At 72.9% G+C, this 15,092-nt stretch carries 20 protein-coding genes and 2 pseudogenes; 13 read left to right on the forward strand and 9 right to left on the reverse strand.

Translation table 11 applies throughout. From position 1 onward, the window contains the following. Positions 1–128: acyl-CoA dehydrogenase family protein (locus F8568_RS03955; protein WP_268896158.1), on the forward strand; the 128-nt coding region annotated here is incomplete at its 5' end. A 132-nt stretch (positions 129–260) separates the two neighbouring features. Then, positions 261–1,064 (forward strand): SAM-dependent methyltransferase, encoded by an 804-nt coding sequence (locus F8568_RS03960; protein ID WP_151591490.1) that lies wholly within the window; start codon positions 261–263, stop codon positions 1,062–1,064. Here the strand turns inward: F8568_RS03960 and F8568_RS03965 are convergent. Together F8568_RS03965 and F8568_RS03970 are read right to left on the reverse strand one after the other, a co-directional pair. Then, complete coding sequence (locus tag F8568_RS03965; protein WP_151591492.1) at positions 1,061–1,915, reverse strand: hypothetical protein; 855 nt, start codon at positions 1,913–1,915, stop codon at positions 1,061–1,063. The genes F8568_RS03960 and F8568_RS03965 overlap by 4 nt on opposite strands. An 83-nt stretch (positions 1,916–1,998) precedes the next feature. After that, positions 1,999–2,889, reverse strand: coding sequence for a helix-turn-helix domain-containing protein (locus tag F8568_RS03970; RefSeq protein WP_151591494.1), 891 nt, complete (start codon positions 2,887–2,889; stop codon positions 1,999–2,001). A 151-nt stretch (positions 2,890–3,040) separates the two neighbouring features. On the opposite strand from F8568_RS03970, the gene F8568_RS03975 reads away from it, so the two are divergent. Next, a complete protein-coding gene (locus F8568_RS03975) occupies positions 3,041–3,442 on the forward strand; it encodes a nuclear transport factor 2 family protein (protein ID WP_151591496.1) in 402 nt (133 codons plus the stop codon). A gap of 79 nt (positions 3,443–3,521) precedes the next feature. Then, the gene (locus F8568_RS03980; protein ID WP_151591498.1) at positions 3,522–4,472 is read left to right on the forward strand and encodes a ribose-phosphate diphosphokinase; all 951 of its coding nucleotides are present in this window, start codon (positions 3,522–3,524) and stop codon (positions 4,470–4,472) included. A gap of 16 nt (positions 4,473–4,488) precedes the next feature. Here the strand turns inward: F8568_RS03980 and F8568_RS03985 are convergent, their stop codons facing one another. After that, positions 4,489–4,788, reverse strand: a complete 300-nt coding sequence (locus tag F8568_RS03985) for a hypothetical protein (RefSeq protein WP_151591500.1) — start codon at positions 4,786–4,788, stop codon at positions 4,489–4,491. Positions 4,789–4,915: 127 nt separating this feature from the next. On the opposite strand from F8568_RS03985, the gene F8568_RS03990 reads away from it, so the two are divergent. From F8568_RS03990 to F8568_RS47765, 3 genes and pseudogenes are all read left to right on the forward strand, one after another. Further along, complete coding sequence (locus tag F8568_RS03990) at positions 4,916–5,569, forward strand: YdcF family protein (RefSeq protein ID WP_202124483.1); 654 nt, start codon at positions 4,916–4,918, stop codon at positions 5,567–5,569. A 19-nt stretch (positions 5,570–5,588) separates the two neighbouring features. Continuing rightward, positions 5,589–5,648 (forward strand): annotated as a pseudogene (locus F8568_RS50925) (hypothetical protein); the annotation flags it as partial. Positions 5,649–5,848: 200 nt separating this feature from the next. After that, on the forward strand, positions 5,849–6,142 hold the full coding sequence (locus F8568_RS47765; protein WP_236008383.1) for a hypothetical protein: 294 nt from the start codon (positions 5,849–5,851) through the stop codon (positions 6,140–6,142). Between the two features lie 2 nt (positions 6,143–6,144). Here F8568_RS47765 and F8568_RS47770 read toward each other — a convergent pair whose 3' ends face one another. The 3 genes from F8568_RS47770 to F8568_RS04015 all read right to left on the reverse strand — a co-directional run bounded on the left by F8568_RS47770 (position 6,145) and on the right by F8568_RS04015 (position 8,100). Next, positions 6,145–6,354, reverse strand: a complete 210-nt coding sequence (locus F8568_RS47770) for a DUF5999 family protein (RefSeq protein ID WP_160573493.1) — start codon at positions 6,352–6,354, stop codon at positions 6,145–6,147. Positions 6,355–6,492: 138 nt separating this feature from the next. Further along, entirely contained in the window at positions 6,493–6,990 is a 498-nt protein-coding gene (locus F8568_RS46580) for a hypothetical protein (RefSeq protein WP_202124485.1), read from the reverse strand. A gap of 294 nt (positions 6,991–7,284) precedes the next feature. Continuing rightward, the gene (locus F8568_RS04015; RefSeq protein ID WP_151591505.1) at positions 7,285–8,100 is read right to left on the reverse strand and encodes an SAM-dependent methyltransferase; all 816 of its coding nucleotides are present in this window, start codon (positions 8,098–8,100) and stop codon (positions 7,285–7,287) included. A gap of 275 nt (positions 8,101–8,375) precedes the next feature. On the opposite strand from F8568_RS04015, the gene F8568_RS04020 reads away from it, so the two are divergent. The 3 genes and pseudogenes from F8568_RS04020 to F8568_RS04030 all read left to right on the forward strand — a co-directional run bounded on the left by F8568_RS04020 (position 8,376) and on the right by F8568_RS04030 (position 9,801). Next, positions 8,376–8,621, forward strand: a complete 246-nt coding sequence (locus tag F8568_RS04020; protein ID WP_407924453.1) for a sensor histidine kinase — start codon at positions 8,376–8,378, stop codon at positions 8,619–8,621. Further along, positions 8,612–9,255, forward strand: a pseudogene (locus tag F8568_RS04025) (response regulator). The gene F8568_RS04020 and the pseudogene F8568_RS04025 overlap by 10 nt, the downstream one beginning before the upstream one ends. 27 nt (positions 9,256–9,282) lie before the next feature. Then, on the forward strand, positions 9,283–9,801 hold the full coding sequence (locus F8568_RS04030) for a YbaK/EbsC family protein (RefSeq protein WP_151591507.1): 519 nt from the start codon (positions 9,283–9,285) through the stop codon (positions 9,799–9,801). Here F8568_RS04030 and F8568_RS04035 read toward each other — a convergent pair. Beyond that, positions 9,782–10,900 (reverse strand): FAD-binding protein, encoded by a 1,119-nt coding sequence (locus F8568_RS04035; RefSeq protein ID WP_151591509.1) that lies wholly within the window; start codon positions 10,898–10,900, stop codon positions 9,782–9,784. The two genes, F8568_RS04030 and F8568_RS04035, sit on opposite strands and share 20 nt — an antisense overlap. An 86-nt stretch (positions 10,901–10,986) precedes the next feature. Beyond that, positions 10,987–11,448 (reverse strand): MarR family winged helix-turn-helix transcriptional regulator, encoded by a 462-nt coding sequence (locus tag F8568_RS04040; RefSeq protein WP_151591511.1) that lies wholly within the window; start codon positions 11,446–11,448, stop codon positions 10,987–10,989. Positions 11,449–11,604: 156 nt separating this feature from the next. Here F8568_RS04040 and F8568_RS04045 point away from each other — a divergent pair, with 156 nt between their 5' ends. Together F8568_RS04045 and F8568_RS04050 are read left to right on the forward strand one after the other, a co-directional pair. Continuing rightward, positions 11,605–12,384, forward strand: a complete 780-nt coding sequence (locus F8568_RS04045; RefSeq protein ID WP_151591513.1) for a PCRF domain-containing protein — start codon at positions 11,605–11,607, stop codon at positions 12,382–12,384. A gap of 197 nt (positions 12,385–12,581) precedes the next feature. After that, the gene (locus F8568_RS04050) at positions 12,582–14,042 is read left to right on the forward strand and encodes an alpha,alpha-trehalose-phosphate synthase (UDP-forming) (protein ID WP_407924455.1); all 1,461 of its coding nucleotides are present in this window, start codon (positions 12,582–12,584) and stop codon (positions 14,040–14,042) included. Here the strand turns inward: F8568_RS04050 and F8568_RS04055 are convergent. After that, positions 14,023–14,634 carry an ATP-binding protein gene (locus F8568_RS04055; RefSeq protein ID WP_151591515.1) on the reverse strand — a complete coding sequence of 204 codons (612 nt, stop codon included), beginning with the start codon at positions 14,632–14,634 and terminating at the stop codon, positions 14,023–14,025. The genes F8568_RS04050 and F8568_RS04055 overlap by 20 nt on opposite strands. A gap of 198 nt (positions 14,635–14,832) precedes the next feature. Here F8568_RS04055 and F8568_RS04060 point away from each other — a divergent pair, with 198 nt between their 5' ends. After that, positions 14,833–15,060 (forward strand): DUF397 domain-containing protein, encoded by a 228-nt coding sequence (locus F8568_RS04060; RefSeq protein WP_151591517.1) that lies wholly within the window; start codon positions 14,833–14,835, stop codon positions 15,058–15,060. Positions 15,061–15,092: the final 32 nt, after the last annotated feature.

The raw sequence follows: 15,092 nt of genomic DNA on the forward strand, positions 1-15,092 counted from the left end.
TGGGCGGGTACGGGTACACGCGGGAGTTCCCGGTGGAGCGGATGATGCGCGACGCCAAGATCACCCAGATCTACGAGGGCACCAACCAGATCCAGCGCATGGTCATCGCCCGCCAACTCCTCAAGTAGCCCCGCGACGCCCCGCCTCCCCCTCCGCGTTTCGAGGCCGGCGCGGGTGGGTGACGGCGAAGGGCTGTCGCCGCCGCGGGAGTGCCGTCAGGATGGGGGTCCGGTGGTCCATCCCGGACAAAGGGAGTGCGCATGAGCGGAACCGGCCCCGCGCCCGAAATCGACACGAGCGTCTCGCACGTGGCGCGCATCTGGAACTACTGGCTGGGCGGCAAGGACAACTATCCCGTCGACCGGGAGGTCGGCGACCAGATCCTCGGGATGCTCCCGGACGTGGCGCGGCTCGCCCGCGCCTCCCGGCTGTTCCTCAACCGGGTCGTCTGGCACCTGGCCGCCGAGGCGGGCGTCCGCCAGTTCATCGACATCGGGACGGGCCTGCCCACCGTCGACAACACCCACGAGGTCGCGCAGCGCGCCGCGCCCGGCGCGCGGATCGTCTACGTCGACAACGACCCGCTGGTCCTCGCGCACGCGCAGGCGCTGCTCACCAGCACCCCCGAGGGCGTGACCGCCTACATCGACGCCGACCTGCGCGACCCGGAGCGCATCCTGGCGAAGGCCGCCGAGACCGTCGACTTCGACCGTCCGGTCGCGTTCACGCTGATGGGGATCCTGGAGTTCATCACCGACGACGAGCAGGCGTACTCGATCGTCCGGCGGCTGCTGGACGCGGCGCCGTCCGGCAGCTACCTCGCCATGTACGACGGGACCAACGTCGTCCACGGCGAGGCGTCGGACCGGATCGTCGAGGTGTGGAACGCCTCCGGCAACGCCGGCCTCGTGCTGCGCACGCCCGAGCGCATCCGGCGCTTCTTCGACGGCTTGGAACTGCTGGAGCCCGGCGTCGTCCCGGTGAACGAGTGGCGGCCCGAGGTGACCGTCGGCACCGAGCCGGAGCCCGTGGACGCCTACGGCGGCGTCGGCCGCAAGCCCTAGCCGCCCGGCCCCCGCCCGCCGGGGGATCCGTCCGCGTGCCGCAGGATCTCGGTGATCGCGAACGCGGCGTCGAGCCGTCCGCCCTGCACGGCGGCCTTGTAGTAGACGAGCGCGACCTCCCCGCCGGCCCTGTCCCCGCTCCGGCCCGCCCGGTCGCCGAGGTGGTGGGCGTGGCAGGCCGCCTCCCGCGCGTCGAGGCCGTCCGGCGAGGCGTCCAGCAGGTCCAGCGCGCCGGGATGGCCGGCCGCCGCGGCCTCGATCAGCAGCGGGACGGCCTCCCCGCCGCGCGCCGGGTCGGTGCCGAGCAGCACCGCGACCCGGTAGAGCGCGTCGGCGTCCCCGGCCGCGGCGCGGCCGAGCAGGCCCCGGCCGTGCGGGCCGTACCCGGCGACGGTCGCCCGCTGCGACTCCGTCAGCCGCACCGGCCTGGCCGGCTCCCCGTCCGGCGGCGCGAGCGCGCGCTCCGGCGCCTCCCGGTCCGCGGACCGGGGCGAGGGGACGTCGTCCCGGACCGCCGACCGCGCGGCGCGCAGCCGGGCCTGCCAGCCGGGCAGCGACGCGGTGCCCGGATCGTCCGAGCGCACGCCGGTCTGCCAGGCGCGCCGCTGGCAGCACAGCACGAAGCTCGCCACCCAGGCGGCGGAGGGAAGCCGCTTGCGCCGCCCGGCGAGCACGTCGAAGATCCCGGTCGTCGACAGCGACGGCAGGTCGCGGCGGCCGTACAGCTCGCCGAGGTGCTCGGAGACCTCCGCGAGTTTGCGGTACGGCGGGCGGTTGCAGGAGTCGTAGAGCGCGTTGAGCGCGCCGATGAAGTCGTCCGGCCCGGCGGGCCGCGAGGCATCGTCGATCATGTAGGTCGCCTTTGCCGGCAGGGATCTGACCTGTCCGCCTTCATGCTGCCAGCCGGACGGCCCCGCCGTGGCCGGTATCGCCATCACAGGTCGCGCACTATCCGCCACAGGATCGACTGCGTCGCGGCGGCGGGCGCGGCGGTCAGCACGAGCCGGTTGATGGTGTGCCAGTACGGCACCGCGTCCGGCCCGGACGGGTACACCGCCCCGTTCAGCCGCTCCACGTACACGACGTCGGGCAGTTCGGGCTGCGGCGGCCGCAGCAGCGTGAACGAGCCGCCCGCGACGGGCGGCGCCTCGGCCGCCGCCAGCGGCAGCACCTGCAGGGTGACGTGGGGCAGGTCGCAGACGTCCAGCAGGTGCTCGAACTGCGCGAACGCGACCGCCCGCCCGCCGCGCCCGCGCCGCAGCGCGGCCTCCTCGATCACCGCCCACAGCCGCGCGGGCGACGGCCTGTGCAGGATCCGCCGCCGGACGGCCCGCAGCGCGGCGAGCCGTTCGGCCTCCCCGGCGGGCCGGTGGTCCTCGAGGAGCGCGCGCGTGTAAGCCTCGGTCTGAAGCAGGTCCGGGACGACCTGCGCCTCGTAGGCGCGGATGAGGCCGGCCGACTGCTCCAGTTCCAGGTACGGTTCGTACCAGGGCGGGACCACGTCCCGATACGCGGCCCACCAGCGGGGCGCGTTCGCCTGCCGCGCGAGGCCGAGCAGCGTCGCGAGCGCGTCCCGGTCCGCGCCGCCGTAGGCGGCGCACAGGTCGGCGACCTCGCGCAGCCGCAGCACCGCCCGGCCGAGCTCGAGCCGGCTGATCCACTCCCGCGGGCGCCGGAGCACGGCCTCGGCGTCCTCCAGGCTGTGGCCGCCGGCCTCGCGCAGCCGCCGCAGCTGGGCGCCGAGGACCATCCTGGCCACGGTGGGCCCGGCCTCCCACTCCTCGTGGAAGCCGCCGCCGGCCTGTTCGGCCGCAACTGTGCTCATGCCTTCCTTCGCGCGGACGACCGTCGGGCGTTTCCCACGAACGCTAGCCCAGCGCGGCACGGCGTGTCCCAGGGTTCGCAAGGCGGCCCGGCGCCGCTACGCCGGCCGATAAACGGGGACCTCCCCGTTTAATCTCCCCGGAAGGAACCTCATGCCCCTCACCACCGAGGACCGGCTCGCGATCACCGACGCCATCTCGCTGCACGGCCACTACGCCGACGGCGGCGAACTCGACCGCATGGCGGAGCTGTTCACCGAGGACGTCGTCCACGACGTCACCGCGCTCGGCTTCGACCGCATCGAGGGCCGCGCCGCGCTGAAGCAGGCCGCCCTGGACCTCGGCGACGGCAACCCGCTCGCCCACCACGTGACCAACGTCGTCGTCACCGGCGGCGACGGGGACCGTGCGCACGCCGTCTCCAAGGCGATCGCCGTGCTGGCGGACGGCCGCTGCGGAAGCGCCGCCTACGAGGACACCCTCGTCCGCGACGGCGACCGCTGGCTGATCAGCCACCGCACGATCCGGCCGCGCCGCGCGCCCCTCACCCCGTGACGCCGGCCGCTCCGGGGCCGGCGGCCCGCGCCGATTAGCATGATCGAAGCCGCCGGAGTCCACCTGTGAGGAGCGGTTCGTGCACGAGATCGCCGTGTTCAGCGGGAGCGCCCACCCCGAGCTCGCCGCCGAGGTCTGCGCCCATCTCGGCGTGCCGCTGAGCCCGGCCCGTGTCTCCCGGTTCGCCAACGACTGCCTGGAGGTCCAGCTCCAGGCCAACTGCCGCGAGCGGGACGTGTTCCTCATCCAGCCGCTCGTCGCGCCCGTCCAGGAGAACCTGGTCGAGCTGCTCCTCATGTGCGACGCGGCGCGCGGCGCGTCCGCGAGCCGCATCACCGTCGTGATGCCGCACTACTCCTACGCCCGCTCCGACAAGAAGGACGCGCCGCGCATCTCGATCGGCGGCCGCCTCGTCGCCGACCTGCTCGTGGCGTCCGGCGCGTCCCGCGTCCTCGCCATGACGCTGCACTCGCCGCAGGTGCACGGCTTCTTCTCGGTCCCGGTCGACCACCTGCACGCGCTCCGCGAGCTCGCCGAGCACTTCCGGCGGTACGACCTGTCGCGCACCACCGTCGTCTCGCCGGACCTCGGCAACGCCAAGGAGGCCGCCGCCTTCGCCCGGCTGCTCGGCGTCCAGGTCGCGGCCGGCGCCAAGCAGCGCTTCTCCGACGACCGCGTGCAGATCAGCTCGGTCATCGGCGAGATCGCGGGCCGGGACGTGATCGTGCTGGACGACGAGATCGCCAAGGGCAGCACCGTCCTGGAACTGCTGGACCGGCTGCGCGAGCTCGGCCCCCGCACGATCCGCATCGCCTGCACGCACGGCCTGTTCGCCGCCGGTGCCCTGAAGCGGCTGTCCGCCGAGCCGGACGTGCTGGAGATCGTCTGCACCAACACCGTGCCCGTCCCGGCCGGCGAGCGCGGCGGCAAGCTCCGGGTCCTGTCGATCGCGCCGGCCCTCGCCGAGGCCGTCCGCCGCATCCACAACGGCGAGTCCGTGAGCGCCCTCTTCGAGAACCCCCACCCCTGACCCCCGGCGGGCGGGGTCAGAGGAGCATGTCGCTGCCGCCGGACTCCTCTTCGCCGTCGGTCGTGTGCTCGGGTTCGAGGTACTCGTCCTCGGGCCAGAGCTCGTTGGCGAGGAAGGCGAGGTACTCCTCGTCGCCCGGGTCGAGTTCGGCGGTCATGGACTCGGGGTGGACGCGGCCGGGGCCGGCGTCCGCCGCGGGTTCGGCGGTGGCGGGGTCGGCTCTGGACGGCTCGTCCGGGGCCGGGGGCGCCGCGGGACGGAGCAGGCACAGGCCGAACAGGGCGGCCACTGACACCAGGACCAGGACTGTGATCACGACACCACCCCGTCCTTTCGCGGTCGAGTTCCACATGACTCTTACGTAAGTAGCAAAACAGTTGAACGCTACCTGGACGACCTATCGGATGGGAGCCGACATGCGGGCCGCCGGAGACAATGGCGCGGTGGAGTCGCACGGAGCGGTCGACGCGCGGGCCCGCGAGCTGGCCCGCGTCGTCTGGGACCACCTGGTGCTCACCGGCCCCCTCTCCAAGGCTGACGCGATACTCGCGCTGGGGTGCCACGACACGCGGGTGGCGGCGCACGCGGCGAGGCTTTGGCGTGCGGGATGGGCTCCGGTGGTGGTCGTCACCGGCGGGCGGGGCAAGATCACTTCGGGGTGGACGGAGACGGAGGCGCGGGTTTTCGCGCGTGTGGCGCGCGCGGAGGGGGTTCCGGACGCGGCTCTGCTGCTCGAGGAGACCGCTGCGAACACGGGGGAGAACATCACCGCGACGAGACGGTTGCTTGACGGACGGCTCGATCTGCGGAGCGGGATTTTGGTCGCCAAGCCGTACATGACCCGGCGGGCGCTCGCCACGGCGCGCAAGCAGTGGCCCGAAGTGACCTGGATCGCCGCGTGTCCGGACCTCGGGTACGAGGCGTACGGGGCGGGGGACGACGAGCGGCGGTTCATCGAGCTGATGGTGGGCGACCTCCAGCGGATGGAGGTGTACGCCGAGCTGGGGTTCCAGGTGCCGATGCCGGTTCCGGCGGCGGTGTGGGCGGCGTACGAGGAGCTGGTGGGGCTCGGATACGACCGGCACGTGATCAGGTGACGGTGGCACAATCGGACGCATGGCGTCAGTGGCCACTTACTGCCGGATCTGCGAACCGCTCTGCGGCCTGGAGGCCACCGTCGAGGACGGGAAGGTCGTCCGGATCCGCCCCGACCGGGAGCATCTCGTTCTGCACCTCGGTCATCGCGATGCCCTTGGGGCAGGCTGCCGTTCCTGCAGAACCACCTCACCCCGTACGGGGCGTGGACGGAGCCGGTCGTCGCGCCGCGCGGGGAGGCCCGTCAGGAGTGGGAGATCATCGACGCGCTGGCGCGCCGGATGGGGCTCGGCGTCGGCGCGTTCCCGCTGCAGCGGCTCGCGCACCGGCTGGGCGTCCGGCCGTCTCCGCGGTTCCTGGCGGACGCGCTGCTGCGCACGGGCCCGGCGGGGGACTGGTACGGGCTGCGCCGGCTCCTCGGCCGGCGCGGCGGGCTCAGCGTGCGCCGGTTGCGGAAGGCGCCGCACGGTGTCGTCCTCGCCGAGCACCAGCGGACGGGGCCATCAAGCCGCAGCACGCAGGCACCACTTCACGCAGCGCCTGCGCCTCCAGGTCATCCAGATCTAGCTATGTAGTACTAGGCGGCGGTCGTCGGGCGGTGCGGTGCGATCACGCGGCCGTCGGGCAGCAGCTCGCCGGTGTCCTCGAAGACGACGATGCCGTTGCAGAGCAGGCTCCAGCCCTGCTCCGGGTGGGCGGCGACGGTCTTTGCGGCCTCCCGGTCCAGCGCGTCGGGCCGAGGGCACGGCGGCTGGTGCGGGCAGGACGGGGCGCGTTGGTCGGTCACGGGTTCCTCCACGGACGTCCCTGTGATTAAGGACATAGTGGAAGCCTGCCGCCGTTCGTCCGAAATATGCAAGTCGATGGGGGATTCTTTACCGTTCATCGCGTGTGGCGCCGGACAAGTTGGGGCATATTGGGACGTTCAGCGCAGAAGACCCTCGTCCGGTTCGCCGCCGTGGTCGACGTCGAGCCCGACCACCGACAGGCATCCGGTGCAGATCCACTCGGCGATGACGGCCTCGGAGTTCATCCCGTGCGCCCGGTAGGGGCGGTCGACCCAGCGGCGCCGCATCCCGTGCCCGCACGAGGAGTGCAGCAGGCGCCCGCAGGTCGGGCACGGCCAGACGTCCTCGCAGCGCCGGTCGCACTGCGGGCACAGCGGCGACTCGTAGTGCTCGGCCGGGTCGGGGAGGCCCAGCTCGTCCCGCCACTCGTGCTCGAGGTCGAGGTACTCGTCGCCCGGCCAGTGGTGGTCGGCCAGCCAGGCCAGGTACTCCTCCTCTCCAGGGGCGAGCACGGCCGTCAGCGACTCGGGGTGCTCGTCGCGCGGGCGGTGTCGGCGCTCGGCACGCCGCGCGGTGGCCAGCAGGGTCAGCAGGCCGAGGAGCGCGGCCGCTGCCAGGCCAGTCGCCAGGGGCATCGCGGCGTCCTTACATGATCTTGTGGCGGGAAGGTCCGATCATGAATTCACTTCACAAAACCCTGCGAACGGTACAAGAAAGGCTCTTAACGGAAAAGTCGATCAGAAAAGAATCTTCGCCTGGACCATGATCGGCACGGGACCGAAACCCGCCTCGGGTACCGTCCGGAACCCGTGCGGCCTGCGGGAACCGGGGCGTCCGAGCGTCGCCGAGGCCGCGCGGACGCCGCCGCCGGTTTCACTCTCCGCTGAATCCGGCCTCTCCCGCCGCCACGCCGGGAGCCGCGCCGATGATCAGTCCTTGCGTCCCATCACCGCCACCATCTGGCTGTGCAGCGGGTGCTCCAGCGGGCCCTTCGGCCCGTTCGGGCGCCACTCGGTCACGTTCGCCACGCCCGGTTCCAGGATCGTCAGCCCCTCCATGAACCCCTCGATCTGCGAGGAGTGCCGGAAGTAGGACCCGCCGAGCCCCGACTGCAGGATCCGCTTGGCCTCCTCGACCCGCGGGTCGTCGCCCGAGTCGTGCAGATGCGTGAGCATGACATGGCTGCCCGCCGGCAGGAACGGGTGCAGCGCCCGGACGACCGCGGCCGGGTCCCGCTCGTCCGGGACGTGGTGGATGATCGCGGCGAGGATCAGCCCGACCGGCCGGTCCAGGTCGATGAGCCCGGTCAGCGCCGGGTCTGTGAAGATCTTCGCCGGCTCGTACAGGTCGCCCTGGATGAACGTGGCGACGCCCTGCTCGGTGAGCAGGGCCCGGCCGTGCGCCAGCACGATCGGGTCGTTGTCCACGTACACCACCCGGGCGTCCGGGTTCGCCGACCGGGCGAACTGGTGCACGTTGGACGACGTCGGGAGCCCCGACCCGATGTCCACGAACTGGTCGATCCCGATCTCGCCCGCCAGGTACTCCACCGCCCGCCCGATCGCGACCCGGTTCCCCTGCGCGACGACCGGCGCCTCCGGGACGAGCTCCATCACCATGTCGGCCACCTCACGGTCGGCGGCGAAGTTGTCCTTGCCGCCGAGGAAGTAGTCGTACACCCGGGCGAACGTCGGCGTGGAGGTGTCGATGCCGGGAGGCGCGCTCTCCGGGAGTTCGTCGGCCACGTTTGCGGCTCCTTCTACTGGACCCCGCGGCGGACGCGTCGGGGCGGAACGAGATGGCCCAAGATTAGGCCTCTCCGCTGTGCCCGGCGGGGTTTTCGGGGCTTTGCCCGCACTTTTGGCACGGGGTGCGGTTTTCCGCGGGGGCGCGCCTGCGGCGCGCGACCGGACGGCCCGGCGGTGCGCTCCATGGTGGCGGCGGCGCCCGGTTCCTAGCGTCGGGGACATGATCGAGACGACGTACGCGACCGCACGCCGTCGAGACCGCCGCGTACTTCGTGGTCTGCGAGGCCGTCACCAACGCCGCCAAGCACTCCGGCGCCCGGCGGGTACGCGTCGAGGTCGCCGGATCCGGGACAATGATCGGCGTGCGCATCGAGGACGACGGGACCGGCGGAGCCGACCCGTCCGGCGGCGGGCTCGCCGGGCTGGCCCGCCGCGTCGCCGCGCTGGACGGGACGTTCGCCGTGCACAGCCCGCCCGGCGGCCCCACCGTGATCACCGCGGAGCTGCCGTGCGGGTGATGCTGGCCGAGGACTCCACGCTGCTGCGCGAGGGCCTGGTGCGGCTGCTCGCCGAGGAGGGCCACGAGGTCGCGGCGGCCGTCGGCGACGGCGACGCGCTGATCGCCGCGGTCGAGGCCGGCCCGCCGGACGTGGTCGTCGTGGACGTCCGGATGCCGCCGACGCACACCGACGAGGGCCTGCGCGCCGCGCTGGAGATCCGCCGCCGCCGGCCCGCCGTCGGCGTCCTCGTCCTGTCGCAGTACGTCGAGAAGCGCTACGCCGCCGAGCTGATCAGCGCGGACACCGCCGGCGTCGGCTACCTGCTGAAGGACCGGGTCGCGCAGGTCGAGGAGTTCCTGGACGCTCTCGACCGGGTCGGCGCCGGCGGGGCCGCGTTCGACCCGGAGGTGGTGCGGCGGCTGCTGGCGCACAGCACGCACGCCGACCCGCTGTCGCGGCTGACCCCGCGCGAGCGCGACGTCCTCGACCACATGGCCCAGGGCCCACGAACGCCTCGATCGCCGCGCACCTGCACGTGTCGCAGAGCGCGGTGGAGAAGCACGTCAACGCGATCTTCGACAAGCTGGACCTGTCGCACGCGGCCGGCTACAGCCGCCGCGTGCTGGCGGTGCTGCGCTACCTCGGCTCCTGAGAGCCGATGACACGGGAGGAGACGACCATGGTCGGCACGCTCGACTGGGAACCCGCCGCCGGGCGGACGGACCTGCTGGCGGACCCGGTGGCGGCCGCGATCGGCGGCGTCGCGGACGCCGAGGCCGCCGCGATCGATCCGGAACTGGCGGACACGGCGGCGTTCTGCGAACGCTACGACGTGCCGCTGGAGGTCAGCGCCAACTGCGTCGTCGTCGCGGCCAAGCGCGGCGGCGAGGTGACGTACGCGGCGTGCATGGTCCTCGCGACCGGCCGCGCCGACGTGAACGGCGTCGTCCGCAGGCACCTCGGCGCCCGCAAGGTCTCGTTCGCGCCGATGGACCAGGCCACCTCGCTCACCGGGATGGAGTACGGCGGCATCACCCCGGTCGGCCTGCCCGCCGGCTGGCCGATCCTGGTGGACGAGGCGGTCGCCGCCGCGCCCCGCGTCGTCATCGGCAGCGGCCTGCGCAAGTCCAAGATCCTGCTGCCCGGCAAGGCCCTGGCCGGCCTGCCCGGCGCCGAGGTCATCGCCCTGGCGCAGTAGACGGGCCGTCCGGGATCGCGCCGACCCGGTAGGCGGTGCCGCCCGCGGCGCGGGCCCGGTCGAGCAGCACCCGGTCGGCGGCGAGCATCTCCGCGACGGGCGCGCAGCCGGGGGAGGCGGTCTTCAATACGCTGAACAGCACCGGCTCCGGCGGCGCCGCGAGCATCGGCACGTGCCCGACGCGCAGCGCCTTGACCAGGACGACGCCGCTGAACCCGAGATCGCGCGGCGTCATCTCCTCGAGCGTGGCCTCGATGACGCCGGCGGCGCGGTCGCGCGGCAGGAACACCATGACCCACGGGTGCGGCCGCGCCCACTCGCCGAGCGCGACCAGTTCCTCGACGTCGGGGCGCATGCGGTCGGCGAACGCGAGGAACGGCGCCTCCTCGGTCTCGGTGGTGCCCGGCGGGACCGGGCCGTCCCCGTACAGGGTGGCCTTCAGCTCGTACCGCCACCCGTCCGGTGACGGCTTGGCCTGACCGGAGACGTCGTCGGCCGCGATCCCGCCTTGCAGGCGCAGCAGGGCGGCCGCGTCCGGGCAGGGGATCGTGCAGGTCAGTATCCGTTCCGGGGCCGGGACGAGGCGCAGCGTCGCGGTCGTGATCACCCCGTGCCGGCCGAGCCCGCCCCGGACCGCGTCGAACAGCTCCGGCCGGACGCTCGGCGAGCACGCGAGGACGCGGCCGTCCCGCACGACGTCGAGGGCGACGACGTTGTCGGCCTGCGTGCCGTGCAGGTGGGAGGTGCCGCCGACGCCGGCCGCCGAGACCGTCCCGCCGACCGTCACGTCGAGGAAGTCGGTCAGCACGGGCGGGGCCAGGCCGAGCGGGAGCGTCGCGGCCAGCACCTCGCGCCACGTCGTCCCGGCGCCGGCGACCGCGTGCCCGGGTGAGACGTCCCGGACGCCCGCGAGGCCCCGCATGTCCAGGCATATCCCGCTGGTCAGGGACTGGCCGGACGTCGAGTGCCCGCACCCGCGCGGGACCGCCTCCAGCCGCCGCGCCCGCGCCTCCCGCAGCGCCTCGGCGACCTCGTCCGCGCCGGCCGGCCGCACCACCCGCGCCGGTGCGCGCTCCACGATCCCGCCGAAGTCCCGCATGGAACCGAGCGTCCCAGCCCCGCCGCCGCCCAGGGAACCCCGCCAAGGGTTCGGGCACTGTGCCCCTTCTGCGGTCGAGGCGCTGCTCAGCGGGCGCGGAGGCGGTCGGCGACGCGCGTCAGGGCGTCCCCGAGCAGCTCGATCTCCGCCTGGGTGAGGACGTCGATGAGGGCCTCCCGGACGACCTCGCGGTGGCCGGGGCGGACGCGGTCGAGGGTCGCGGCGCCGTCCTCGGTGAGCTCCGCCCACACCGAGCGCCGGTCGGACTCGCAGCCGGTCCGCTTGACGAGCCCGGCCTGCTCCAGCCGGGTGATCTGGTAGGTGAGCCGGCTCTTGGAGATCATCACCTCGCGCGCGAGGTCGGACATGCGCAGCCGGCCGCCGGCCGCCCCGCGCAGCCGCACCAGCACCTCGAACTCGGCGTGCGACAGCCCGCCGTCCTGCTTGAGCTGGCGCTCGATCTCGTGGTCGAGCAGGTGGCCGGCGGCCAGGAAGGCCGTCCAGGCGCGCAGCTCGGCCGGGCCGAGGGCGTCCGCCGCGTCCGTCATGGCGGTGATCCTAGTTGACCTGGATCCGAGTCGAGGTTTTCAGATGGTCTGCGTTTGAACGAAACTCCCCGGAAGCGCGCGCGTCTGATTCGTCCTCTGGCGGGCCCTCTGCGTAATTTCCATGCGCGCGGACCTCCGGAGCGTCAGGATGGCGCCATGGACGAGTGGGAGGCGTTGACGGCCGAATACGCCGGTCTGGAGGCGCGGCTGGCCGATCCCGGCGTCCACAAGGACTTCCGGCGCGCGCGCAGGCTGCGCCGATGCCTGAAGGCGCTGCGGCCGCTCCACGAGGACGCGATGCGCCTCCGGTCGCTTCTGGGCGATCTGCGCGAGGCTTGGGACCTGGCCGCCGACCCCGCCTGGCGCGCCGAGGTCGACCGGATCGAACGTGAGGCGGCGTCTCTGCGAGCGGACCTGAGCGCCGCCGTCGCCGCCCGTGATCCCTTCGACCCTTACGACGTGATCGTGCTGATCGAAGCGGAGGCGGGCGATCGCCGCCGCCCCGTCCAGGCCGTCGTGGAGACCTATCGGGAGCAGGCGCGCGCGAGGGGCTGGCGCGTCGAGCACCTCTACAACGACCCGCCACCGGACTGGGCGACGCTGGGCATCGCGGCGGGGGAGCAGGGGCCCGGCCCCTGGTCCGTGCTGAAGGACGGCGGCGGGCTTCGAACGGTGCGCACTCCTGGTGGCGCCGCCACCGCGCACGTCACCGTCCTGCCCGAAACGACGATGCTGCGAGTGCTCCACGAGCCGACCGGCATCGGCGCCTACGGACGCGACCCCGACCCCGCGCGCGCCCAGGGGAACGCCATGCGCATCGTGGCGGCGCAGCTCGCGGCGCTGGAAAGCGCTCCGGAAGGCCGCTACCAGACGGTTCCGCAGCCGCCGGGCGGTCATCTGAGCCTGCGCGCCGCGGCCACTGTCCCCAAAATGTGATCTACGCAACTTTTGCTGTGCGATTCGGAGGGAAGGTGACATTCCGGTAAACAACCGTCACCAGGCTGGAAAGGGATATGGTCCGGTCCAAAACCCGGGCCCAGGGCGCCCCGCCTTCCTGACATCCCGCTTTGCTGTCACCGGGTCTTTACGTCGAAGTGACACAATGTTCCCGATGACCGTTTCTGGGCATGGTGATGGCCGAGAGTTCCTGGAGAGGCGGGTCGCTGGTGTCGCGCGGTAGTGAGTTCGTTGTGGTGGCCAATCGGCTTCCGGTGGACCGGAGCGTCGGGGCGGACGGGGTTCCGGCGTGGCGGCGCAGCCCGGGCGGGCTCGTCAGCGCCATCGCCCCGGTGATGCGGCGCAGGAACGGCACGTGGATCGGCTGGACGGGCGCGCCCGGCGAGGAGCTGGAGCCCTTCGAAGAGGACGGGATGTCGCTGCATCCCATCGCGCAGTCCGCGGAGGAGGTCGCGCTCTATTACGAGGGGTTCTCCAATGCCACGCTGTGGCCGCTTTATCACGACGTCGTCGCCCCGCCCGTCTACGACCGCACCATGTGGGACGCCTATGTGCGGGTGAACCGGCGGTTCGCGGAGGCGGCGGCGAAGGTCGCGGCCGACGGCGCGATCGTCTGGGTGCAAGACTACCAGCTCCAGCTCGTCCCGGCGATGCTGCGCGCGCTCCGCCCCGACCTGCGCATCGGCTTCTTCCTGCACATCCCGTTCCCGCCGGTCGAGCTGTTCTGGCAGCTGCCGTGGCGGCGGCAGATCCTCGAGGGCCTGCTCGGCGCGGATCTGGTCGGCTTCCAGCTGCCCGGCGCGGCGGCGAACTTCGTCCGGCTGTGCCGGCGGCTGCTCGACACCCGCTACGCCAAGCAGGACGTGTTCTGGGACGACCGGGTCGTGCGGGCCCGCGCGTTCCCCATCTCGGTGGACGTCGGCGAGCTGAACGACCTGGTCGGGCGGCCCGAGGTGATCGAGCGCGCGCAGGAGATCCGCGGCGACCTCGGGGACGCGACGGTGCTGCTCGGCGTCGACCGGCTCGACTACACCAAGGGCATCACCCAGCGGCTGCAGGCGTTCGGCGAGCTGTTCGGCGACGGCCACCTCAAGCCGGGCCAGGCGGTGTTCGTGCAGATCGCGACGCCGAGCCGGGAGCGGGTGGAGCAGTACCAGCTGCTGCGCGAGGAGATCGAGCAGCAGGTCGGCCGGATCAACGGCGAGTACGGCGAGATCGGGTTTCCGGTCGTCCACTATCTGCACAGCTCGTATGACCGTTCCGAGCTGACCGCGCTGTATCTGGCGGCGGACGTGATGGTCGTCACACCGCTGCGCGACGGGATGAACCTGGTGGCCAAGGAGTACGTGGCCTGCCGCCGCGACCTGCGCGGCGCGCTGGTGCTCAGCGAGTTCGCCGGCGCCGCCGCCGAGCTGAAGCGGGGCGCCTTCCAGGTCAACCCCTACGACATCGACGGGCTGAAGGGCACGCTGCTGGCCGCGCTCAACGCCGAGCCCGGCGAGCAGGCCCGGCGGATGCGCTCGATGCGCCGCCGCGTCATCGAGCACGACGTGGACCGCTGGGCGCAGGACTTCCTCAGCGAGCTGGAGCGCCCGGTCCGGTCGGTGCCGTCGCCGGTCAGCGTCGCGGAGGGCTGACCCGCAGGTCGAAGGAGGCCCACACGGCCTTCCCGCCGGTGGACAGCCGGGCCCAGCCCCACGCGTCGCTGACGCCGCCCACGACGAGCAGCCCCCGGCCGCCCTCGATGAAGCGGTCGGGGTCGTTGGGCAGCGCCTCGGGCGCGCGCGCCCCCGGGTCGGTCACCGTGACGACGAGCCGCCGCGGGTGCCCCACGAGGACGACCTGGATCGGGCACAGCGGCAGCGGATGGGGCAGCCCCTCCAGGCCGTGCCGCAGCGCGTTGGTCACCAGTTCGGAGACGGCGACCATGACGTCCTCGGCGCCCTCGCCGACTCCCCACTCGCGCAGCGTGGCCTGGGTGAACTCGCGCGCCGTGCGGGGCGCGGTGATCTCGGCGGGCAGGACGCGGCGGGCGGTGCGCGGGGTGCCCGCGTGGGCGGCCGGCCACAGTCCGGCCAACCCGGGCGCGGTCGCCGGGGCGCTCGCGGGAGCGTTCGGGCGCGCGGGCGCCTGCGGGGCGTCCTGCCAGGGCGCGTGCACGGCGTGCCGCGGTCCGCGGCCGCCCACGGCGGCGCGGGCCGCGATGTCGTCTGCCTGGTCAACGGTCATTTCTCGAACCTCGAAGGCGTGCTGGGTCGGTACCGGCGAGCGTTCGCTATCTTGCTCCCCAAGTCGTGCAGATGCAAGACCGTCTGCATGAACGAATGCAAGAACGAATGCACGTGCATCTCGTACCATGGTGTGGGGTGGGGCGAGATCGCGGCCTTCCCGTCGGGGGAGGCTGAGACGCCTGAGGGGGCACTAACGATGAACGGCCACCAGATGCCGGAGTGGCGCGACGGGCTGGTCTGGCAGAAGAGCCGGCGCAGCAATCCCAGCGGGAACTGCGTCGAGATGGCCGAACTCCCGAACGGGGAGATCGCCGTGCGCAACTCCCGGGACCCGGAGGGGGCCGTGCTCGTCTACACGCGCGAGGAGGTGGAGGCGTTCGTGGGAGGGGCCAAGGACGGCGACTTCGACCACATGCTGGTCTGACCGTCCAATACCGAACGGGATTCCATTCTCCC

The organism is Actinomadura physcomitrii (genome assembly GCF_008923205.2).
In the GTDB taxonomy this organism is placed as follows: domain Bacteria; phylum Actinomycetota; class Actinomycetes; order Streptosporangiales; family Streptosporangiaceae; genus Spirillospora; species Spirillospora physcomitrii.

What these genes read in the sequence shown, in the direction of transcription:
- F8568_RS03960 (WP_151591490.1), top strand. Translation starts at nt 261, where the DNA reads ATGAGCGGAACCGGCCCCGCGCCCGAAATCGACACGAGCGTCTCGCAC.
- F8568_RS03965 (WP_151591492.1), bottom strand. Translation starts at nt 1,915, where the DNA reads ATGATCGACGATGCCTCGCGGCCCGCCGGGCCGGACGACTTCATCGGC.
- F8568_RS03970 (WP_151591494.1), bottom strand. Translation starts at nt 2,889, where the DNA reads ATGAGCACAGTTGCGGCCGAACAGGCCGGCGGCGGCTTCCACGAGGAG.
- F8568_RS03975 (WP_151591496.1), top strand. Translation starts at nt 3,041, where the DNA reads ATGCCCCTCACCACCGAGGACCGGCTCGCGATCACCGACGCCATCTCG.
- F8568_RS47765 (WP_236008383.1), top strand. Translation starts at nt 5,849, where the DNA reads ATGGGGCTCGGCGTCGGCGCGTTCCCGCTGCAGCGGCTCGCGCACCGG.
- F8568_RS46580 (WP_202124485.1), bottom strand. Translation starts at nt 6,990, where the DNA reads ATGCCCCTGGCGACTGGCCTGGCAGCGGCCGCGCTCCTCGGCCTGCTG.
- F8568_RS04030 (WP_151591507.1), top strand. Translation starts at nt 9,283, where the DNA reads ATGGTCGGCACGCTCGACTGGGAACCCGCCGCCGGGCGGACGGACCTG.
- F8568_RS04035 (WP_151591509.1), bottom strand. Translation starts at nt 10,900, where the DNA reads ATGCGGGACTTCGGCGGGATCGTGGAGCGCGCACCGGCGCGGGTGGTG.
- F8568_RS04040 (WP_151591511.1), bottom strand. Translation starts at nt 11,448, where the DNA reads ATGACGGACGCGGCGGACGCCCTCGGCCCGGCCGAGCTGCGCGCCTGG.
- F8568_RS04045 (WP_151591513.1), top strand. Translation starts at nt 11,605, where the DNA reads ATGGACGAGTGGGAGGCGTTGACGGCCGAATACGCCGGTCTGGAGGCG.
- F8568_RS04050 (WP_407924455.1), top strand. Translation starts at nt 12,582, where the DNA reads ATGGCCGAGAGTTCCTGGAGAGGCGGGTCGCTGGTGTCGCGCGGTAGT.
- F8568_RS04055 (WP_151591515.1), bottom strand. Translation starts at nt 14,634, where the DNA reads ATGACCGTTGACCAGGCAGACGACATCGCGGCCCGCGCCGCCGTGGGC.
- F8568_RS04060 (WP_151591517.1), top strand. Translation starts at nt 14,833, where the DNA reads ATGAACGGCCACCAGATGCCGGAGTGGCGCGACGGGCTGGTCTGGCAG.